At 37.7% G+C, this 19,413-nt stretch carries 21 protein-coding genes and 1 riboswitch; of the genes, 18 read left to right on the top strand and 3 right to left on the bottom strand.

Features of this window, described 5'->3' with window-relative positions; genetic code table 11:
- Window positions 1-515: 515 nt before the first annotated feature.
- Together ACTWQM_RS01635 and ACTWQM_RS01630 are read left to right on the top strand one after the other, a co-directional pair.
- Window positions 516-1,955 (top strand): sodium:solute symporter family protein, encoded by a 1,440-nt coding sequence (locus tag ACTWQM_RS01635; protein WP_443256425.1) that lies wholly within the window; start codon window positions 516-518, stop codon window positions 1,953-1,955.
- Window positions 1,956-1,961: 6 nt separating this feature from the next.
- Window positions 1,962-3,599 carry an amidohydrolase gene (locus ACTWQM_RS01630; protein ID WP_443256424.1) on the top strand — a complete coding sequence of 546 codons (1,638 nt, stop codon included), beginning with the start codon at window positions 1,962-1,964 and terminating at the stop codon, window positions 3,597-3,599.
- A 52-nt stretch (window positions 3,600-3,651) separates the two neighbouring features.
- On the opposite strand, the gene ACTWQM_RS01625 is transcribed toward ACTWQM_RS01630, so the two are convergent.
- A complete protein-coding gene (locus ACTWQM_RS01625) occupies window positions 3,652-4,743 on the bottom strand; it encodes a branched-chain amino acid aminotransferase (RefSeq protein WP_443256423.1) in 1,092 nt (363 codons plus the stop codon).
- A gap of 129 nt (window positions 4,744-4,872) precedes the next feature.
- Window positions 4,873-5,640 (bottom strand): 2-keto-4-pentenoate hydratase, encoded by a 768-nt coding sequence (locus ACTWQM_RS01620; protein WP_443256422.1) that lies wholly within the window; start codon window positions 5,638-5,640, stop codon window positions 4,873-4,875.
- 164 nt (window positions 5,641-5,804) lie between these two features.
- Between ACTWQM_RS01620 and ACTWQM_RS01615 the strand changes: the two genes are divergently transcribed.
- Together ACTWQM_RS01615 and ACTWQM_RS01610 are read left to right on the top strand one after the other, a co-directional pair.
- Window positions 5,805-6,083, top strand: a complete 279-nt coding sequence (locus ACTWQM_RS01615) for a hypothetical protein (RefSeq protein ID WP_443256421.1) — start codon at window positions 5,805-5,807, stop codon at window positions 6,081-6,083.
- A gap of 236 nt (window positions 6,084-6,319) precedes the next feature.
- Window positions 6,320-7,078 (top strand): alpha/beta hydrolase, encoded by a 759-nt coding sequence (locus ACTWQM_RS01610; protein ID WP_443256420.1) that lies wholly within the window; start codon window positions 6,320-6,322, stop codon window positions 7,076-7,078.
- A gap of 35 nt (window positions 7,079-7,113) precedes the next feature.
- Here ACTWQM_RS01610 and ACTWQM_RS01605 read toward each other — a convergent pair whose 3' ends face one another.
- The gene (locus ACTWQM_RS01605; protein WP_443256419.1) at window positions 7,114-7,317 is read right to left on the bottom strand and encodes a hypothetical protein; all 204 of its coding nucleotides are present in this window, start codon (window positions 7,315-7,317) and stop codon (window positions 7,114-7,116) included.
- A gap of 139 nt (window positions 7,318-7,456) precedes the next feature.
- Here ACTWQM_RS01605 and ACTWQM_RS01600 point away from each other — a divergent pair, with 139 nt between their 5' ends.
- The 14 genes from ACTWQM_RS01600 to ACTWQM_RS01535 all read left to right on the top strand — a co-directional run bounded on the left by ACTWQM_RS01600 (window position 7,457) and on the right by ACTWQM_RS01535 (window position 19,403).
- Window positions 7,457-8,125 carry an HAD family hydrolase gene (locus tag ACTWQM_RS01600; protein ID WP_443256418.1) on the top strand — a complete coding sequence of 223 codons (669 nt, stop codon included), beginning with the start codon at window positions 7,457-7,459 and terminating at the stop codon, window positions 8,123-8,125.
- 97 nt (window positions 8,126-8,222) lie between these two features.
- Window positions 8,223-8,270: riboswitch (PreQ1 riboswitch) on the top strand.
- 160 nt (window positions 8,271-8,430) lie between these two features.
- Window positions 8,431-8,928, top strand: coding sequence for a preQ(1) synthase (queF, locus tag ACTWQM_RS01595; RefSeq protein ID WP_443256417.1), 498 nt, complete (start codon window positions 8,431-8,433; stop codon window positions 8,926-8,928).
- A 59-nt stretch (window positions 8,929-8,987) separates the two neighbouring features.
- Window positions 8,988-9,602, top strand: coding sequence for a queuosine precursor transporter (locus ACTWQM_RS01590; protein WP_443256416.1), 615 nt, complete (start codon window positions 8,988-8,990; stop codon window positions 9,600-9,602).
- A 207-nt stretch (window positions 9,603-9,809) separates the two neighbouring features.
- A complete protein-coding gene (locus ACTWQM_RS01585) occupies window positions 9,810-10,841 on the top strand; it encodes a LacI family DNA-binding transcriptional regulator (RefSeq protein WP_443256415.1) in 1,032 nt (343 codons plus the stop codon).
- Entirely contained in the window at window positions 10,834-11,784 is a 951-nt protein-coding gene (locus tag ACTWQM_RS01580) for a sugar kinase (protein ID WP_443256414.1), read from the top strand. The genes ACTWQM_RS01585 and ACTWQM_RS01580 overlap by 8 nt, the downstream gene beginning before the upstream one ends.
- Window positions 11,785-11,792: 8 nt before the next feature.
- Entirely contained in the window at window positions 11,793-12,410 is a 618-nt protein-coding gene (gene hxlA / locus ACTWQM_RS01575; RefSeq protein ID WP_443256413.1) for a 3-hexulose-6-phosphate synthase, read from the top strand.
- Window positions 12,410-12,961 (top strand): 6-phospho-3-hexuloisomerase, encoded by a 552-nt coding sequence (hxlB, locus tag ACTWQM_RS01570; protein WP_443256412.1) that lies wholly within the window; start codon window positions 12,410-12,412, stop codon window positions 12,959-12,961. The genes hxlA and hxlB overlap by 1 nt, the downstream gene beginning before the upstream one ends.
- 14 nt (window positions 12,962-12,975) lie before the next feature.
- Window positions 12,976-13,986: an ureidoglycolate dehydrogenase gene (gene allD, locus ACTWQM_RS01565; RefSeq protein WP_443256411.1), complete on the top strand. Its 1,011-nt coding sequence runs from the start codon at window positions 12,976-12,978 to the stop codon at window positions 13,984-13,986.
- Between the two features lie 114 nt (window positions 13,987-14,100).
- Entirely contained in the window at window positions 14,101-15,111 is a 1,011-nt protein-coding gene (locus ACTWQM_RS01560) for a DctP family TRAP transporter solute-binding subunit (protein WP_443256410.1), read from the top strand.
- A 63-nt stretch (window positions 15,112-15,174) separates the two neighbouring features.
- Window positions 15,175-15,663, top strand: coding sequence for a TRAP transporter small permease (locus ACTWQM_RS01555; RefSeq protein ID WP_443256409.1), 489 nt, complete (start codon window positions 15,175-15,177; stop codon window positions 15,661-15,663).
- The gene (locus ACTWQM_RS01550; protein WP_443256408.1) at window positions 15,660-16,937 is read left to right on the top strand and encodes a TRAP transporter large permease; all 1,278 of its coding nucleotides are present in this window, start codon (window positions 15,660-15,662) and stop codon (window positions 16,935-16,937) included. The genes ACTWQM_RS01555 and ACTWQM_RS01550 overlap by 4 nt, the downstream gene beginning before the upstream one ends.
- Window positions 16,938-16,952: 15 nt before the next feature.
- On the top strand, window positions 16,953-17,969 hold the full coding sequence (locus ACTWQM_RS01545; protein WP_443256407.1) for a zinc-binding alcohol dehydrogenase family protein: 1,017 nt from the start codon (window positions 16,953-16,955) through the stop codon (window positions 17,967-17,969).
- 27 nt (window positions 17,970-17,996) lie between these two features.
- Window positions 17,997-18,767, top strand: a complete 771-nt coding sequence (locus ACTWQM_RS01540) for a glucose 1-dehydrogenase (protein WP_443256406.1) — start codon at window positions 17,997-17,999, stop codon at window positions 18,765-18,767.
- A 15-nt stretch (window positions 18,768-18,782) separates the two neighbouring features.
- Window positions 18,783-19,403 (top strand): bifunctional 2-keto-4-hydroxyglutarate aldolase/2-keto-3-deoxy-6-phosphogluconate aldolase, encoded by a 621-nt coding sequence (locus ACTWQM_RS01535; protein ID WP_443256405.1) that lies wholly within the window; start codon window positions 18,783-18,785, stop codon window positions 19,401-19,403.
- The last annotated feature ends 10 nt before the right edge of the window (window positions 19,404-19,413 follow it).

The following is a 19,413-nucleotide window of genomic DNA, read 5'->3' as shown; positions in this document are numbered from 1 at the left end:
GATCCGGTTTACTGATTTGGCGGATCCTCATTCCGTTATTTGCTTCAAAACCCTCGTTTGAATCTTGGGTTCGGATCCTCATTCCGCTATTTGTCATTTCTTCCTCAAAATTGGCTGATTTTCAGCTATTAGCGGAACGAGGATCCGTCTCACCCTTCCGAGAGCACCTTTTCTGCCATTTAGCGGAATGAGAATTCACTTCGATTGGTTGGCCGGCCGAGTGGCAATATTTTATCCCCTTTTGTATAGTCCTGCTAATTTAAGTACATACCATAAGTTGAATTAGTCGTAATTCACTTTTTTTGTCTCAACAACAAAAAATAGAAAGTTCTAAAGGATAACCAAAAGATTTCGGCAAAATTCAACACTTATTACGGTATTCCGACACACAGAATACATATCTCCTACATTCCATAGAATAATAGCAAATACTCGTACACCCTCTACAATCTGCTATTATACAAGGTTTTTGTACTAATATATAATGAATATTAGTACAATTTTGGAGGTTAAACATGAGTTGGTATTTATTTTACTTTATTATTTATTTTGGATTTTTATTTGGAATGGGTTTTTGGTACTTTTTCCGTGTCAAAGGCTCGGATGATTACTTAATAGCAGGCTGGAATATGGGCTTTTGGTCAATCGTAGGAACTATTATTAGTACGTTTTGTGGTGCAGCGGTATTTATCGGCTGGGTAGGTATGGGATTCACGGTTGGTATGTCAGGATTTTTTAAATTTGCTTTGCCAGCGTACATATTTACACTACTATTAATTGTATTGTTTGCCAAGCCGCTTCGACGCCAGCGATTATATACTTTAGCAGATTTATTTAGTGAACGATTTGGCAGCAAGACTGGGATTTTTCCATCGATTTTATCTGCATTTATTTATTCAGTACCGACATTAGCACTGCAAATAGTTGGGATGTCAACGGTCTTTACGTTGGCATTTGATATGTCATTTAATGCAGGTGTTATCGTGTCATTTGCATTAATTTTAGGATTTACAATTTTGGGTGGCTTGCCAGCGACGATAATTACCGATGCGATTCAATCAGTTATTTTAGTGGTGGGTATTATCATGTTATTTATTGCAAGTGTCATGTATGGGGGAGGCTTGAAAGAGATTCTTGCCACAACTCCTGCAGATTATTTAACACCGTTTGGAAAAGAAGGACTTACTGCTGTTCTGATTTATGCGCTATCAGTTGGCCCATTCTATTTAATTTGGCAATCCACCTGGCAGCGAATTTTCGCTTCGAAATCAGAAGAGGTAGCGCGCAAAGCTGGGATAACAGCTGTTATCATAGGTGCACTGATTTCTATTCTGCCATATGGAATTGGAGTTATTGCCCGTGGATTTGTCCCTTCAGATATTAATCCTGATTTAATTTTCTCTTATGTAACGGTTGAATTGCTGCCGCCAGCTCTTGGTGGGATTATCCTGGTTGGTCTACTTTCAGCTTTAATGACAGGAGCGGATTCATTTATCCTGCAAGGAAGCTCGAATTTGACGAAGGATTTATACGCCAGATTGATTAAACCGGATGCAGATGAACGTCAAATGATGCGGGTATCACGCTGGAGTGTAGTAATTATTTCAGTGTTGGGCTTAATCGTCGCATATAACATTACAGATATTATTACGATTTATCAGTGGGCACTGCGCCTATCTGCCGTAACACTAGTTTTTCCATTTCTTGCAGTTATGTTCTGGAAACGGGTGACAGCTCTTGGTGGTTTATCATCCATGATTATGTCAGCAACAATCACAATCCTTTGGCCATTTTTAAATATGCCAATAGATGTAACGATTGTAGGGTTTACAGTTTCCTTACTAACATTAATAGTTGTTAGTCTTCTAACACATCATTCAAAAAGGGAAAAAGTTCACGCGGTTTATTTTGAGGATTTTATAAAATCAGATGAAGATGTTCACGAAAGGAGCTAAACTTGATTGAGTTACGATAAAGTCATATTCAATGGAAATATTCTTACATTAGAGGATGATCGGACTGCAAATGCACTGGGTGTTAACGATGGCAAAATCGATAAAATATGGTTTGGTCATCAAAAACCAGAAGTAGAAGCGAACCAGTGGATTGATTTAGACGGGCGCACGCTTATTCCAGGTTTCGTCGATACCCATAATCACTTATTTATGTATTCGCAGCAAAAGCAGCAATTGAATTGTTCGACTCCTCCGAGCAAAACAGTGAATGATATTTTGTCTCTTGTAAAAACCGATATCAAGGGGAAACAGGAAGGGAAATGGATTGTAGGGGCTGGGTATGATAACACGAAACTTGCAGAGAACCGTCATATAACCCGTACAGAATTAGACGAAGTTGCTCCAGATCATCCCGTATTTATTCGGCACATTTCCGGACATCTTGCTGTCGTAAATTCAAAGGCACTTGAGTACTGTGAAGTATCTGAAGCTATTGAGAATCCACCCGGAGGACATTTCGGACGTGATGCGGATGGTAAACTTGACGGTGTACTATACGAGTTGCCAGTGTTGGAACGTATCATGCATCGAATGCCTCAGGTAACTACAGATGAGTTGGTCAATCAATTGGAAGCAGCAGCTCATGATTATTTGAAGGTAGGGATAACTACTAGTACAGATGCAGCTGTAGGTCTTGATTTAGGATATGAAGAATACAAGGCACATATGGAAGCAGTACGTACTATGAAGAATCCATTGTATATGCGCTATATGATTATGCATCACTTATTTGATGATGGTGAGTTTTCGGGACTGGATGCAGAGGAAATGGCACAGCAAATTGAAAACGATACGAACGGTCGTGGCAAATTGGACAGTGTAAAGCTTTTTCAGGATGGGTCAATTCAGGGACAAACGGCTGCTTTGCGTGATGGCTATTATGGAGACGAGTATTTTAATGGTGAGCTAATACATTCTCAGGAAACGTTGAATGCATTATACCAGCGATTTCACAATGAAGGATTTCGGATTACAACGCATGGGAATGGTGACCTGGCTATTGCTTCCATTATTGAAGGATATTCGAAAGCATTGGACCTGCGACCTAAAGAAAATCACCTTCATCGAATTGAACATTTACAAACCGCAAGAGAACAGGATTTAGAAAGAATGGCCAAGTATGATATTGCAACATCTGTTTTCATTAATCATGTCTATTATTGGGGTGATGATCACCGCGATATTTTCCTTGGACCAGATAGGGGAGCAAAAATAGATCCACTTGCAAGTGTTTCCAATCATGGAATACTTTACACACTTCATTCTGATTGCCCGATTACACCGATTTCTCCGCTATTTTCTATTTGGGCCGCAGCAAACCGCCTTACACAGGATGGATATGTGCTCGGTGAGGATGAAAAGATCTCCGTGCTGGAAGGCTTGAAGTCAATGTCCATTTATGGTGCAAATCTCAATGGTACAGAAGATGTTAATGGTTCTATTAAAGAAGGGAAGCGTGCTGATTTTGCAATACTGGATCGAAACCCGCTTGAAGTAGACCCGATGGAAATCAAGGATGTTGTCATTGAGTCAACAATGATTGACGGAGAAGTAGTATTTCAACGTGAGCAGGAAAAAGAGTAATATAAAATAAAGCAACCCCCTAGCTAAGATAGCTAGGGGGTTAAATGTATCATTATTTAACCTTACTTACTGCTTTCACTTTCTCAACCCAACCAAATGGGTCTTCCTGTTTTCCATATTGAATACCTGTTAACGTATCATAGAGTTTTTTAGAAACTGAGCCTGTTTCTGCGTTGTTAATTACGATATGATCACCATTCCATGTTAACTGGCCAATCGGTGAAATAACTGCAGCTGTACCAGCCCCAAATGCTTCCTCAAGTGAACCATTCTCATGTGCCTCATATAATTCCTGCATGGAAATTCTTCGTTCAACAACAGGAATATTCCAGTGTTTCAATAATTCAATCACAGAGTCTCTCGTTACACCTTTTAAAATACTTCCGTTTAATGCTGGGGTTACGATTTCTCCATTTATTTTAAAGAACACATTCATACTGCCGACTTCTTCAATGTATTCTCTCTCAACTCCATCAAGCCATAATACCTGTGCATATCCGCTGTTTGCGACTAATTCCTGTGCTTTTAAACTGGCAGCATAGTTACCACCGGTTTTTGCCTCACCGGTTCCACCTGCTACTGTGCGTACATATTTGTTCTCTACAGCAATTTTGACAGGATTGATTCCCTCTTTATAATACGCACCAACTGGCGATAGGATAACAATAAATTTATAATGTTGAGATGGTGCAACACCAAGGTAAGCCTCAGTGGAAATAATAAAAGGTCGAATATAAAGAGATGTTCCATCGGCTTTTGGAATCCAATCCTTTTCAATACCGACTAGCTGTTTAATTGCTTGCAGCGCAAAATCCTCATCAATCGGAGGAATGCAAAGCCGGTCGTTCGATCGGTTTATCCGTTCAAGGTTTTTCTCCGGTCGGAACAGTTGAGCTTCTCCTTCTGGATTAATATATGCCTTCAACCCTTCAAAAACGGATTGACCGTAATGGAATACCATTGCAGAGGGGTCAATCGAAAGTGGCTGATACGGTATAATACGTGCATCATGCCACCCCAAAGAATCTGAATAATCCATGATAAGCATATGGTCGGTGAAAATTCTTCCAAATTCCAATTCATCCGACTTAGGTTTTACTTTTCCTGTTGAACAATAATCTACTTTAATTGAATGATTATTCATGTCGCTAGCCCCCTATGGTGTAAAAATTTGATATTAATGTTACGGCATATTTTATGTTTATGCAATACTAAATTGTGATAATTATTTAACTTTTTAGACGGGTGCGTACTTTTCCAGTTATTTATACAATTATAATACGTCAAGACTAATGGAACCAATGCTATCAAAGGATACCTGATATTTCCCTTTTTGCAGAGGTTTAGGCAAAATGAATGTACCAGAAGAGATGGTCATACCTTGTTGAATGGTGCGTCCGCTTTTAGCTAGCTCTTCGATAAGCCATTGAATGGCATGGACAGGATTATCAAGCACTTCTGTCGATGGACCTTGCGCAATAATTTCGCCGTTTAATGTAAGATCTGCATTTATATCTGCTAATTGATCATAAGATATTCCCTCGACTTTTTCTCCAACAATCACATTCCCGGCAACTGCACTATCTGCAATGACTTGACCTAAACTAAGCTTTGGAAACCAATCAGTGAATCGTGAATCGGGAATTTCCAGTCCTGGTGCAATGCTCGTTTTTTGTAAAATAGACTGCACGTCATCTGCTGCCGATAGATCTTCATGTGCAATAAACATTAGTTCTATTTCGATCAGAGGGGAGAGCATTTTATCCAATTCAATCGATCCGTCAGACAGATTTGATGTTGTCAATGCACCGTATAGAGGTGTTGTGGAATTGAACAATTGCTGTGTTTCTTCACTCGTTAAGCTTATTTTATAGCCTATCAGGTTATCATTGTTGTTCGCTAATTTCTGCTCAGTAAGCTGATGCTGGATATTGTATGCATCTTCGTTACTAATTTCTTTTGGAATCTCTTCCTTGGAAATAGCTTGTCCAAGGTTGTATGCATTATATAGCGTATTAACCAGATTAGTAGTATCGGTCATTGCTCTAGCCCCTTTTTTATATAGTTGATAAATATATTAACAGAAAATTACCTATTGTGTAATGTTTGAGGATTGTCATGTGTATATTTTCCAATTTTTAGTGAACGTTATTTAAATGAGAACTTACAAAGAAAGTGGTGATGTTATTGCGCAGGTTTATGATTATGACTGGTTTGGTTTTTCTGATTCTGATGCCCTTGAGTTTAGCAAATGCAGAGGATATAGAAGTTGAACAACAGCACAATTGGGAAGAATTAAGTACGAATCATGAAGTTATTCAAACAGAAACGCACAGTTATTATTACTGGAAAAATTTTATTAGGCAAACAGGTACTTGTGAAATTTCGCTTAAACTAAAAACAGTTGTGTATTACTGTGACTTGCATAATCATACAAAGACAAAGTCAAATTTAGAGGAAAGGCTGCACAGTGAAAAGCATTAATAAGGATGTTAGCTACTTCTTACTACTACTATCGATTCCAAAGGGGGAAAAGTGTCATTAACTAAAGAAAATTATTTTTTCTCTAATGCCACTTTTATCCTTCGAGATTCGCTTATACTAGTAGAGAAGATAGTTATGTCCTATAATGTGGTTAATCCCAGTTGACTGAAGGAATATTAGTAGTATCCAGCGAATATTACTATAGATGATTATAATAATGGAAGCGGAGGGGAATTATGGCCGAATCAATTGAACTTATGGAAAATGCCGAAGAATTTTATTTTCCGGGAAACAAAACAGGGGTGCTAGTTATCCATGGCTTTACTGGTACAACACAGAGTATGCGATTCTTGGGTGAAAAATTAGCAGAAGAAGGCTTTACTGTTTATGGACCAAGTCTCAAAGGGCATGGAACTAGTCCAAAGGATATGGAAACTACAGCATATCGTGATTGGATTCGATCAGTAGGGGATGCATTAGAAATATTAAATAAGACGTGTGATGAAATTTTCGTAACAGGTTTATCCATGGGTGGAACGTTAACGCTCTATGTAGCGGAGAATTCTTCCTCAATCAAAGGAATTATGCCCATTAATGCTGCAGTGCATATGCCTGATTTAATCAAAACATATGATTCACTTCGCGATACGGAAACGCGGTTTGTTGATGGTATTGGGTCAGATATAAAACAAGAAGGCGTGGAAGAACTCGCATATGCAAAAACGCCGGTAAAGTCAATGAAGGAACTAATCGCCCTGTCGATGATTGTCAGAGGAAATCTATCAAAGATAGAAACACCAGCAATGATATTTTCGTCAACGATTGATCATGTTGTACCACCGGAAAATTCACAGGAGATATACGATTCTATCTCATCAGATGACCGTGAATTGGTAAAGCTGGAGAATAGTTATCATGTTGCAACACTGGACAACGATAAAGAGCTAATTGTTGAAAAGTGTGTGGAATTTGTAAGGGGAATTACTAAGAATTAGCGTTATTGCGAAAGGAATTGCTCCATGGCAATTCCTTAATCTTTATTCCGTAATTCTTCATATGCCTTTAGATAGTTTTGGTAGACCTCGACATCAGTTCCGTTTTTTTCCTTACCAAATACTCGCTCCAGCGTTATTTTGCTTGATTCTTCAAGTGAACAGTCTTTAGTGTACATAATCAATTTCATATATGAATTGAAGTAGGCTTTGCTTAGCTTTCCTCCATGTTTAATGCGCATGTAACAACACTCCTGATTCTTATCTTAAATGGATGGGACTTTAATAGCAAATTTGCAAGAGCTGATATTTGTACGAAGCCTTGAAAATATTTACAATCCTTAATTGCTTGGATACAATTAGACTAGAGGTGATTTATAAATGGCAGTTGTAACGGTAGATTTTGATGGCACTCTATTTCAAGGAAATTCATTTAAAGTTATGTTTCAGGCGGCGCAAAAGGATTTTAATCTTAAACAGTGGACAGTCGTTGGTGCGGGAGTTATCAGAGCGGTTGTTAGTGGGATTTTAAAAGGAAAGAACGCATTTCGGATTAGCTTTTTTAAAGCGTTTGCCAAATCCTTTAAAGGTAAGTCTGAAGCAGAAATGGATGAATTTTTCCGTAATCTGGTAGATATTGGCAGGGAGGATATTCATCATGGACTCGTTCAAAAAATTCATGAGCACCAGGAGCAAGGAGATGAAATAATTGTCCTATCTGGTGCACTCCATCCCTTTTTAAAGGCGTTCACAAGGGAAGTGAACCTGCAAGTACATATTATTAGTACAGCATTACAATATGATCAAAACGGCATTTGCACTGGTGAAATTGGAACGGTAATAAATGGAGATGAAAAAGTAAAGGAAGTTAAAAATTGGGTGGCTGCTGAAAGTGATTTAGCTGAGAAAACTGAAGTATGGGCATATGCGGATAGTTTGAGCGATTATCCATTGTTTGAATTTGCCAATTATCCAATTGTCGTAAATCCGGATGATGCAATGAAAAAGTTAGCAGAAAAGCATGATTGGCCGATATTTAAATCTGCTTGAATTGCTTAAGTCAGATTGGAAAGACTTATTGACATTAGCTTATTCCAACTATATAATTAGTCGAGTAAAAATGGATGATTCTGCTCCGTTTAACAAAGCGGAAGAGGTTCTTAGCTTTTAACCCTCTATAAAAAACTAAGGACAGATGATGCGATTATAAAGCCATGTGCCCTAGAGGCCATGGTTTTTTTGTTAGGAAGGTTTAAATCCTTTCTTACTGCATAAGTGAAACTAAGGATTCCGCCATTAAAACTTGACGATAAGCCAAGTGTTCTAAAATTTAATTAAAGTGAGGAGGTTATCAAATGGCTGGCAGACGTGATGAGGAATTAACAGATTTATCTCTATTAGGGAGCCAAGGAACAACTTATAGCTTTGACTACACACCAGAAGTGTTAGAAGCGTTTGATAATAAACATCCCTACAGAGAATATTTTGTGAAATTTAATTGTCCTGAGTTTACGACACTGTGTCCAAAAACAGGACAGCCGGACTTTGGGACAGTGTATATTAGTTATATACCTGACGAAAAGATGGTGGAGAGTAAGTCGCTGAAGCTATATTTATTCAGTTTCAGAAATCATGGCGATTTTCATGAGGACAGTATGAACATTATTATGAACGATCTCATTGAACTAGTGGATCCTCGTTATATTGAAGTGTGGGGGAAATTTACGCCACGTGGAGGTATTTCCATTGATCCGTATTGCAATTATGGTAAGCCAGGAACTAAGTTTGAACAGATGGCTGATCATCGCCTGATGAACCATGATATGTATCCAGAAAAGATAGATAATCGCTAGTAATGTTTAAATTTTGAGGGTTAGCTTTGTTCCTTTTCTTAGATAGGATGGGGATTAGTATGTTTATTTATTTAAATGCATTATTTGTAGGACTCTTATTAATAGCTAATATTCTAGGAGTTAAATTATTCAGTATTGGGGAATTTGTGTTACCTGCTGCGGTTATTGTGTATGTAGCAACCTACTTGATAACTGATGTAATCAGTGAGGTCTATGGAAAAGGTGCAGCCAGAAAAACAATTCAAGCAGGGTTTGCGACCCAAGTAATTGCATTAATTTTTATATTTATTGCAATCCAATTACCTGCTGCACCAGTTTTCGGTTCCCAAGCCGAATTCGAGCAGATTTTAGGAGGAAGCTTTCGGGTGATATTGGCAAGCTTAGTTTCATATATTGCCAGCCAAAACCTTGATGTATCAATTTTTCATCGGCTAAAAGCAAAGCATGGGGAAAATAAATTGTGGTTGCGTAATAATGTATCTACCATGACAAGTCAATTAATCGATACCAGCCTATTTATTACTATAGCATTTTGGGGGACTGTGCCGACAAAGGTATTATTAGGCATGGTTCTGACTCAATATGTATTTAAATTGTGTGTGGCATTGGTCGATACACCAGTTGCATACTTGTTGGTGAGATTAGGTAGGAAATCTGAGGGCAAAGCTGCATAGATAAGAAAAACGTCATTCCGGATGGGATGACGTTTTTTTACATTTAGTCAAACATTGCTGTTCATGGGATTTGTTTGTGTTATTAATCAACGTTTTGAAAGAATTTTTTAAAAATATAAAATTTACCATTGTAAAACGCTTACATCTGTTATATAATTTCACTAAATCGATTTAGTAAACCGGTTTAGTAAGAGTAAGGAGATTTTCATGAGTAGGAAAATGACAATTGCAGATGTGGCTGAAAAAGCTGAAGTATCAAAAAGTACAGTGTCTCAATTTTTGAATGAGCGATTTGAATATATGGGTGAGGAAACTCGAACAAGAGTTCAAAATGCAATTTCGGAATTGGAGTACCAACCAAACGTGATTGCCAGAAGCTTGAAAAAGAAGAGTACATCGACGATTGGTGTTATCGTGGCTAATATTTTACATGCATATTCCACCCAAGTTATTAGAGCGATAGAAAATGTATGTAATGAGAAGGGTTTTTCTACGATAATTTGTAATGCTGACGATAATCCAGAAAAAGAACAGAAATATATTGAAACGCTTCTGGCTAAACAAGTGGATGGGTTAATAGTAGTACCAATTAGTGGAAACTTAGAAACATATGACAAATTGCTGAAGCAAGATTATCCGATAGTGTTTTTAGACCGTTTGGTTGATGGAATAAATACGGAAACAGTTCTTCTAGATAATGAAAGGGCTTCCGAACTTGCTGTTAATCATCTCTTGGAAAATGGTTATAAAGATATCGCGATTGTAACTACATCATTGATTGATAATGTTACGCCCAGGATCGAAAGAATTAATGGATATAAAAATACACTTGAGGCGAACGGTATAACAGTTCGACCGGACTTTATAAGGGGGATGGAGCTAGATTCGTTTAGCCAGGGTCTTGATGCTCTGTTTTCGCTGGACAAGAAACCTGATGCTATTATTTCTGGTAACGACTTGACTCTAATGGAAATTTTAAAATATACCTTTGAAAATGATATAAAAATCGGAAGGGATATAGGGTTAATAACTATTGATGAAGTATCATTTGGTCCGATTCATTCACCCCCTTTAACTACCATAGCGCAGCCGACATTTGAAATGGGTACAGAAGTGGCAACAATTTTATTGAAAAAGATAAAGGATAATAAAACAAAAAGAAATCAAGTAATACATCGACATGAACCATCGATAATCATTCGTAATTCAACTAAGAAAGAAGGTGTAGCTAATGAATGATGTCATAACAATTGGCGATGCCATGATTACTTTTGATCCTGATACAACTGGGCCAATGCGTTTCGTTAACTCATTCAAACGAAAAGTTGGCGGGGCGGAATTCAATGTCGCAATTGGATGTGCTCGACTTGGTTTAAAAACAGGATGGATAAGTCGGTTAGGCCAGGATGAATTTGGCAGATATATATATAATTTCGCTCGCGGAGAAGGTATTGATGTTAGCGAAGTTGAGCTCATGAATGGCTATCCGACGTCAATTAATTTTAAGGAAATAAATGGAGATGGGTCTTCTAATACATTTTACTATCGTCAAAAATCACCAACATTAACGCTAGACTCGAATTCTTTAAATGAGGAATTTTTTAAAGAAGCAAGACTATTGCATATTACAGGAGTTTTCCCAGCAGTTAACAGTCAAAACATTAATACTGTAGATAAGGCTATTAAACTAGCAAAAAAGCATAACTTGAAAATTTCAATGGATCCTAACATCCGGTTAAAGCTTTGGAATGAAGAAAAGGCTCGTACAACACTGCTGCAATGGATGGAAGATGTTGATTATTTATTGGCAGGAACGGAAGAATTGGAATTGTTGTTCGGTACTGATGATATAGACAAATGGGCTGGAGAAATAAAAGAATACTCCGTTTCACATTTATTCATTAAACAAGGTGAAAATGGTGCCATGCTATTGACTAATAATAAATTATATGAACAATCTTCAGAAGAAAATGTAAACGCTATAGATACTGTTGGTGCTGGTGATGGATTTGATGCAGGTGTTCTTTATGGGTTACTAAATAATTGGAGTCCAGAAAAGATATTAAAGTTTGCTAATATTCTAGGTTCAATGGTTGTTGAGGTCTTAGGTGATAACGAAGGGTTGCCATATCTGGAAGATGCCTTGAACAGATTAGAGAATAAAAAGGCTATTGAAAGGTAGGAATCTTGATGATACAAGTTGCTCTCGACCGGATGAGTAAGGAAGAATGCTTCAATATAGTTGCCCAAATAGACAGATATATTGATTACATTGAAATTGGAACCGGTGTTATAAAGCAATATGGGGTGTCAATTGTTCAGGAGATGAAAGAGTACTATCCTGAGAAAGAGATTTTGGCTGATATGAAAACATGTGATGCAGGTAAGTATGAGACACTCCAGGCATTCGTGGCTGGTGCGGATTATACAACTGTAATGGGCTTTTCTGCAGATAAAACAATAATAGACTCATTACAAGTTGCCGAAGAACACAAAAAACATATAGTTGTAGACTTACTTGGTATAACATCAAAGGATCGTATTTTAGAGTTGAAAGAAATTGGTGTAAAGGCAGTATCAATGCACGTCGGTAAAGACATGCAAGGCGAAACATCCTTGGACTTTCTGGAAATTTATCAAGACGTACTTGAAAGCTTTACCATTTTTGTGGCGGGAGGTATTGATCCAGAGTGCGTTCAGTACTTTTCGAAAATAAACCCTGACGTGTATATTGTCGGAAGCTATATTACGGACTCCCGGTATCCTGAACAAGCAGCTAAAAAAATGCAAGAGGTGATTGGAAAGTAATGAAGAAAACTCATTTAAAAATTCTTGAGGAACTAAAGCAAGTTGCCGAACAACTTGATGACAACCAAATTGAGTCATTTTCAAATAAACTTCATAAGGCAGACCGAATATTTGTTGCCGGTGAAGGACGCTCAGGTTTAATGGGAAAAGCATTCGCCATGCGGTTGATGCATGCAGGATACGATGTTTTTGTCAAAGGTGAAACAATAACACCCAGTATTCAAAAAAATGATGTTTTGGTGGAGATTAGTGGATCGGGTAATTCAACCTCGCTTTTATCGGCTGCACAGCAGGTGAAGAAATCAGGAGCAACTTTATTATTAGTTACAACTACAACTGACTCGGAACTTGGTCATCTAGCTGATGAAACTATTCGAGTCCCTGCTGCAACTAAGCTACGACGCCCTGAAGAACCTGCAACAATTCAACCGATGGGTAATCAGTTTGACCAAAGTGTTCATATTTTACTAGATGCAGTAGTGATTTCCTTAACCCAAAGTCGTGATGATATTAATGATTATATGAAGAATCAGCATGAGAACCTTGACTAGAAAGGTAGATATAGATGGCAGACGTAATTGTACTTGAGAAAGAATTAAAATTACTTGTTATAAACAAATTAACTGAAGCAAATGTAAGTGAAGAACATGCATCAGTAGTGGCAGATGTTTTGGTACATGCTGATTCTAGAGGAGTAAGTTCTCACGGAGTGTTGCGAACAGAACATTATGTGAAACGAATGAATGAAGGCGGAATGAATCCTAATCCTGAATTTAATGTTGAGGATAGAGGTAAAACAGGAGCTTTATTCGATGGTGATAATGGAATGGGTCATGTCATTACTAAAAAAGCGATGGATAAGGCAATTGATTTAGCGAAGAAAAACGGAATTGGCATGGTTGGAATTGTTAACAGCAGTCATTGTGGCGCCCTATCCTATTTTGCAGAACAAGCTGCAAAAGAAGAAGTTGTAAGCATGGTAATGACTCAAACAGACAGTGCAGTGGTTCCATTTGGTGGGTCGGAGCCGTATTTTGGTACAAACCCTATAGCATATGGATTTCCAACAAAAAATAACAAGCCAATTATACTTGATATGGCGACAAGTAATGTAGCATTAGGAAAAGTACTACACGCTAGAGAAACTGGTAAATCAATACCGGATAATTGGGGTGTAGATGCCAACGGGAATCCTGTTACAAATCCAAACTTAGTAAAAAACCTATTGCCTATCGGTGGTCCTAAGGGTTATGGACTAGCTCTAACTGTAGATGTACTTTCCGGAATTTTAACAGGATCTGCATTCGGAACAAATATCGCTTCTATGTATGGTGATTATAATAATTACCGTCGTTTGGGGCACGTGATTATAACAGTTGATCCAGGATTATTTATTGAAAAAGATCAATTCCTTGAAAACATTGACAATATGATCGACGAATTGCATCAGCTAGAACCTGCAGAAGGTTTTAAATCAGTTATGGTGCCAGGCGAGCCTGAGCAATTGAAAGAGGAAGAACGCCTGAATAGTGGTATACCTGTTCCTGAAAGCATTTATGAATATTTAACTTCATAATCTAGTTTTTATTACTTTAAAGGGGTGATTCAATTATTTAATATACTAAATTATCTTCAATGAAAACGGTACCTAAGAGAACAACAAATTATATTTCCAGGGAGGATTAATATTATGAAGAAAGTTATTGGCTTACTAATGGGACTATCACTGATTTTTGTTTTGGCAGCTTGTGGTGGAGATGATTCATCAGGTGAACAAAGTAGCGGTAGTGATGGAGAAACAATTACTTGGAAACTGGGTCATTTATCAAATGAAAATCACCAATGGCATAAAACTGCAGTAAAATTTTCAGAATTAGTTAGTGAAAAAACAGATGGTAAATTGCAAATCGAAGTTTATCCCAATGAGCAATTAGGTAGTGAAACAGAAGTACTAAATGGTATTGAAGCTGGAACCGTTGATATGACTATTTCTGGTGAAACAATGCAAAACTGGGCACCCGAAGCTGCATTAATGGCAGTGCCATACGCATTTAAAAACGAAGAACATGTTAAAAGTGTTGTTGAAGGAGAAATTGGTAAGGAAATTGAAAGCGCAATCAAGGAAAAGGTTGGCGTGACACCATTGTATTATCATTTGCGTGCTCCACGTAATCTAACTTCAAACGAACCGATTAAATCACCTTCTGATTTAGAAGGTTTTAAAATGAGAGTTCCTAACGTTCCATTATTCATGGATTCATGGAAAGAAGCAGGTGCCCGTCCACAAGTAATGGATTTCAGTGAAGTATTTACAGGGTTACAACAAGGTGTTATTGACGGTCAGGAAAATCCGGTTGACTTAATTCACAGTGCAAGCTTCTTTGAAGTACAGGACTACGTTAACAAAACAGAACACGTTCGCAGCTGGATTTATGTTGTTGTAGGAAACGAACAGTTAAATTCGTTGAGTGAAGACATGCAAACTGCAGTAAAAGAGGCTGCAAAAGAAGCACAGGCTTATGGTATGGATCTTTATAAGACTGAAACTGATGGATATGTACAGAAGCTAAAAGACAAGGGCATGGAATTTGTAGAAGTTGATCAAGAAGCTTTTGCTGAAGCAATGAAACCTGCAGTACAAAATAGCCTTTCAGAAGAACAATTAGCACTTTATGAAAAAATTCTAAACGCAGCAAAATAAAAAATTCCGGGAGCATCTCTTAGTAGGTGTTCCCCCCTTAATCTTTTTAAATGAGGTGAAACCATGAAAGCGGTAAATGTTTTCAGCAGGATACTTAAATTCTTAACAGTTCTAACGTTTTCTGCTTTGATTGTTGTTGTTCTTATTCAAATTACTGGTAGATATTCACCGTTAACTTTTGTATGGACGGAAGAGTTGTCAAGATACTTGTTTGTTTATTCTATTGCATTTGGAGCACCAGTAGCAATGGAAAAAAGAGAATATATTACAGTGGATTTGCTTGTTGGATTCCTGCCAGAAAAAATAAAGAAATTTTATAATGCATTTATTTATCTAGTATTAGGTGTTTTTTCAGCAATGCTAGTTACGTATGCGCATAATTTTGCAATGCTTGGAGAGGGACAAACTTCTGCAACTCTTGGAATAGATATGTTTTATATCTACATGAGTATGTTTATAACACTTCTGTTCTTAGCTTTGTACAGTTTCTTGAATGTATATTATATTCTTAAGGAAAATACCTATGAGAGGGAAGAGGGTGTTGAGCAATGATGGCACTTATTTTATTTTTGTCATTTGTCGTAATGATCTTTGTTGGTGTACCGATTGCTTTTAGTTTAGGTTTATCCTCGCTAGTTTATCTTCTCTTAGCTGATATATCCTTGTCAATTATCCCGCAAAAAATGTTTGAAGGGATTAATTCATTCACTTTGCTCTGTATACCTGGTTTTATTTTAGCTGGAAACTTGATGAATGCAGGTGGTATAACGAAAAGAATAATTGCATTTACAAATAATATTGTAGGTCATATTCGTGGAGGACTGGGTTTAGCTAATGTTGGTGCTTCAATGGGTTTTGCCGGAATATCCGGAACAGCGCTTGCGGATACAGCAAGTATCGGTTCGGTCATGATTCCTTCTATGAAGAAAGAGGGTTATGATGCTTCCTTTTCAGTAGCTGTTACATCATCATCCTCAACTATTGGCCCAATTATACCGCCATCCTTGCCAATGATTATATTAGGTACGTTGGCAACTGTTTCGATAGGTGACTTATTTATTGCCGGCGTAATTCCTGGGCTATTACTTGCTGCAGGATTAATGATTGTTACGTATGTTATCTCTGCTAAACGTAAATATCCTAGGGGAGAACGACAAAGCTTTCCTGTTATATTCAAGTCTTTTTGGGGTGCATTTTGGGCCTTAATGATGACTGTTGTTATATTATTTGGCATACTAAGTGGTTATTTCACACCAACTGAGGCGTCTATAGTTGCAGTGGTATACGCGACGGTAGTAGGGGTATTTATTTATAGAGACTTGAAAATCCGAAAAATGCCAAAAATTATTCTGGATTCTATGATTAGTGCCTCTGGAATAATGATTCTCGTTGGTTTTGCAAACTTATTTGGGTGGATTTTAGTGAGTGAGCGAATACCACAGTTAGTTGCCGATTTTATCTTATCAATTTCTGATAATCCAATTATAATAATTTTGTTAATAAATTTATTATTGTTATTTGTTGGCACATTTATGGAAACTATAGCGGCTATCGTTATTCTTTTCCCTGTACTACTGCCGATTGCAACACAAATTGGTATGGATCCAGTACATTTTGGTGTCATGATGGTATTAAACTTAATGATTGGTTTGTCAACACCACCAGTTGGGGTATGTTTATTTGTGGCTTCCAGTATTGGAAAAGTATCAATTGGACGGGCCTCTGTAGCACTGTTGCCGTTTCTTGCTGTAAGCTTAGTTGTATTATTATTAGTTGCGTTTATTCCAGAAATCACCCTATTTTTACCAAGTCTCTTTGATAATTAGATCGGAGGTATATATATGAAAGCAATACAAGTAACCGAGCCACATGATTTACGTGTGGTTGAAGTAGAAGAACCTAAATTAACGAAATCGGATGATGTGAAGATTCGTATGAAAGCAATGGGGATTTGTGGGTCTGATATGCATATTCTACATGGACAAAACCCTTTTGCTTCTTATCCTAGAGTTATTGGCCATGAAGTGTCAGGTGAAATAGAAGAAATAGGTGATTCTGTATCAGGCTTAAATGTTGGTGATAAAGTCGTAATTGAACCAATGACATCCTGTGGTGAATGCTATGCCTGTAAACAGGGACGTCCAAATGTATGTAAACACGTAGAAGTATATGGTGTGCATAGAGAAGGCGGTGGACGTGAAGTAACTGTAATGCCTGAAAATCTTGTGCATCGTGTGGATTCCTCACTCGACTGGTCCGTGATTGCTCTAATTGAACCATTTTCGATTGGTGCACAAGCAGTATATCGTGGTCAAATTCAAAATGAAGACATGGTCTATATTATAGGTGCTGGACCAATTGGTTTATGTTGTTTGAAAATGGCCTTAAATGCTGGAGCGAAAGTTGCTATTTCTGATTTTAATCAAGAAAGATTAGATTTCGCTCGAAAGTGGGGAGCAAATCTAACAATTAATCCGCAGGACGACGAAGTTAGTGAAGCACTTTCTAACTGGACGGGTGAAATGGGCGCAAATGTTGTAATTGATGCTGTTGGGACTCCAAAAACAGCTGAGCAAGCAATAGATGTAACATCAGTTGCAGCAAGAGTTGTTTTACTAGGGTTCCACGTAGAAGTTTCCCGAATAGCACAGGTTAATATCACAAAGAAAGAGTTAACTGTATGTGGGTCAAGACTACAGACGCATCGTTTCCCTAAGGTCGTTGAATTGTTTAATTCGAAAGACTTTGATGTGAAAGACTTGATAAGTCATGAGTTTGCTTTAGATAATGCTCAAGAAGCTTTTAAATTAATGGAAGAAATGCCTTCCGGAGTACGTAAAGTAATTATTAAACTGTAGTATGGCAAAAAATTTGGAGGTTTTTTTATGAATGATATGTTTAATTTGGAAAATAAAATTGCAGTTGTTATGGGTGGTACGAGTACGCTTGGTTCATCTATGGCAATAGGATTGGCGCAAAGTGGTGCTGATGTAGTATTAACTGGCCGAAATGAGGATAAAGCAAATTCCATTTTGAAAGAGATTAGACAGTATGATGTTAAAGCAGATTTTATAAAAACAGATGTGTTGCGTATGGAGTCTATTAAAGAAGCGGCTGAAGCGATTGATAAAAAATACGGCGGCTGGGACGTTTTGATTAATGCCGCAGGGGTTAATAGCTCAACACCTTTTTTTGATATAAAAGAAGACGAGTGGGATAATATAATGGATGTTAATTTGAAGTCTGTAATGTTTACTTGTCAGGAATTTGCCCGAAAGAACAAAGGAAGAGAACGGGGGGGAAGCATAATTAATATTTCTTCTGTTTCGTCCATTACGCCGCTGACAAAGGTGGTAACATATTCTGCTTCCAAAGCTGCAATTAATAGTATTACAGAATTTATGGCACAGGAGCTGGCACCGGATGACATTAGAGTAAATGCTATCATTCCAGGCTTTTTCCCTGCAGAACAAAATCGCAAAATTCTTACGGAGGATCGTGTGAAATCAATCATGGACCACACACCTATGAAACGATTTGGGAATCCTGAAGAATTACAAGGGGCTGTCATTTGGTTAGCTTCCGAAAAAGCGGCTGGTTTCGTTACTGGTTCAATGGTAACTGTAGACGGAGGATTTGGTGCAACCAAAATTTAGCAGGGGGTGAATGCAATGCAAATGATCGATACATTACAAAAATTAAAAGATTCAAAAATAGTAGCTGTAATTCGTGCGGAGTCAAGTCAAGAAGCAATTGAATCCTCGGAAGCATGTATTCGAGGTGGGATAACTAGCATTGAGTTAACCTATACAATCCCTCAAGTGGAAGAAGCGATTGAAAGGTTGTCCGAACGCTTTCCTAATATACTGGTTGGGGCCGGAACTGTGTTGGATGCAACTACAGCTAAGATGGCAATGCAATCTGGCGCAGAATACATTGTAAGTCCTGGTTTTGATAAAGAAACTGCATCGCTATGCAACCTTTATCAAATCCCTTATTTGCCAGGGTGCATGACAGTGTCTGAGATGATGACTGCTCTTTCAGCAGGCTGTTCGATGATTAAATTATTTCCTGGCGGTGTTTTTGGTCCTAAGGCTATAAAGCAATTCAAAGCCCCATTACCTCAACTTTCTATTATGCCAACAGGTGGAGTGGATTTATCTAATATTGACGATTGGTTTGAAAATGGAGCTGAAGTTGTAGGAATAGGGAGCTCACTGACAAAAGGAAGTTTAACGGATATTGAGAAAGCATCCAGAGAATTTGTTTTAAAAGTTTCAAGTTTGAAATAGGTTAGTGGGC

Origin of the sequence: Virgibacillus sp. L01, from assembly GCF_052246775.1 — a bacterium.
Lineage (GTDB): Bacteria > Bacillota > Bacilli > Bacillales > Amphibacillaceae > Lentibacillus.
This window is presented reverse-complemented; position numbering and strand designations above follow the sequence as displayed.

What these genes read in the sequence shown, in the direction of transcription:
- ACTWQM_RS01635 (WP_443256425.1), top strand. Translation starts at nt 516, where the DNA reads ATGAGTTGGTATTTATTTTACTTTATTATTTATTTTGGATTTTTATTT.
- ACTWQM_RS01625 (WP_443256423.1), bottom strand. Translation starts at nt 4,743, where the DNA reads ATGAATAATCATTCAATTAAAGTAGATTATTGTTCAACAGGAAAAGTA.
- ACTWQM_RS01620 (WP_443256422.1), bottom strand. Translation starts at nt 5,640, where the DNA reads ATGACCGATACTACTAATCTGGTTAATACGCTATATAATGCATACAAC.
- ACTWQM_RS01615 (WP_443256421.1), top strand. Translation starts at nt 5,805, where the DNA reads ATGACTGGTTTGGTTTTTCTGATTCTGATGCCCTTGAGTTTAGCAAAT.
- ACTWQM_RS01610 (WP_443256420.1), top strand. Translation starts at nt 6,320, where the DNA reads ATGGCCGAATCAATTGAACTTATGGAAAATGCCGAAGAATTTTATTTT.
- ACTWQM_RS01605 (WP_443256419.1), bottom strand. Translation starts at nt 7,317, where the DNA reads ATGCGCATTAAACATGGAGGAAAGCTAAGCAAAGCCTACTTCAATTCA.
- ACTWQM_RS01600 (WP_443256418.1), top strand. Translation starts at nt 7,457, where the DNA reads ATGGCAGTTGTAACGGTAGATTTTGATGGCACTCTATTTCAAGGAAAT.
- queF (WP_443256417.1), top strand. Translation starts at nt 8,431, where the DNA reads ATGGCTGGCAGACGTGATGAGGAATTAACAGATTTATCTCTATTAGGG.
- ACTWQM_RS01590 (WP_443256416.1), top strand. Translation starts at nt 8,988, where the DNA reads ATGTTTATTTATTTAAATGCATTATTTGTAGGACTCTTATTAATAGCT.
- ACTWQM_RS01585 (WP_443256415.1), top strand. Translation starts at nt 9,810, where the DNA reads ATGAGTAGGAAAATGACAATTGCAGATGTGGCTGAAAAAGCTGAAGTA.
- ACTWQM_RS01580 (WP_443256414.1), top strand. Translation starts at nt 10,834, where the DNA reads ATGAATGATGTCATAACAATTGGCGATGCCATGATTACTTTTGATCCT.
- hxlA (WP_443256413.1), top strand. Translation starts at nt 11,793, where the DNA reads ATGATACAAGTTGCTCTCGACCGGATGAGTAAGGAAGAATGCTTCAAT.
- hxlB (WP_443256412.1), top strand. Translation starts at nt 12,410, where the DNA reads ATGAAGAAAACTCATTTAAAAATTCTTGAGGAACTAAAGCAAGTTGCC.
- allD (WP_443256411.1), top strand. Translation starts at nt 12,976, where the DNA reads ATGGCAGACGTAATTGTACTTGAGAAAGAATTAAAATTACTTGTTATA.
- ACTWQM_RS01560 (WP_443256410.1), top strand. Translation starts at nt 14,101, where the DNA reads ATGAAGAAAGTTATTGGCTTACTAATGGGACTATCACTGATTTTTGTT.
- ACTWQM_RS01555 (WP_443256409.1), top strand. Translation starts at nt 15,175, where the DNA reads ATGAAAGCGGTAAATGTTTTCAGCAGGATACTTAAATTCTTAACAGTT.
- ACTWQM_RS01550 (WP_443256408.1), top strand. Translation starts at nt 15,660, where the DNA reads ATGATGGCACTTATTTTATTTTTGTCATTTGTCGTAATGATCTTTGTT.
- ACTWQM_RS01545 (WP_443256407.1), top strand. Translation starts at nt 16,953, where the DNA reads ATGAAAGCAATACAAGTAACCGAGCCACATGATTTACGTGTGGTTGAA.
- ACTWQM_RS01540 (WP_443256406.1), top strand. Translation starts at nt 17,997, where the DNA reads ATGAATGATATGTTTAATTTGGAAAATAAAATTGCAGTTGTTATGGGT.
- ACTWQM_RS01535 (WP_443256405.1), top strand. Translation starts at nt 18,783, where the DNA reads ATGCAAATGATCGATACATTACAAAAATTAAAAGATTCAAAAATAGTA.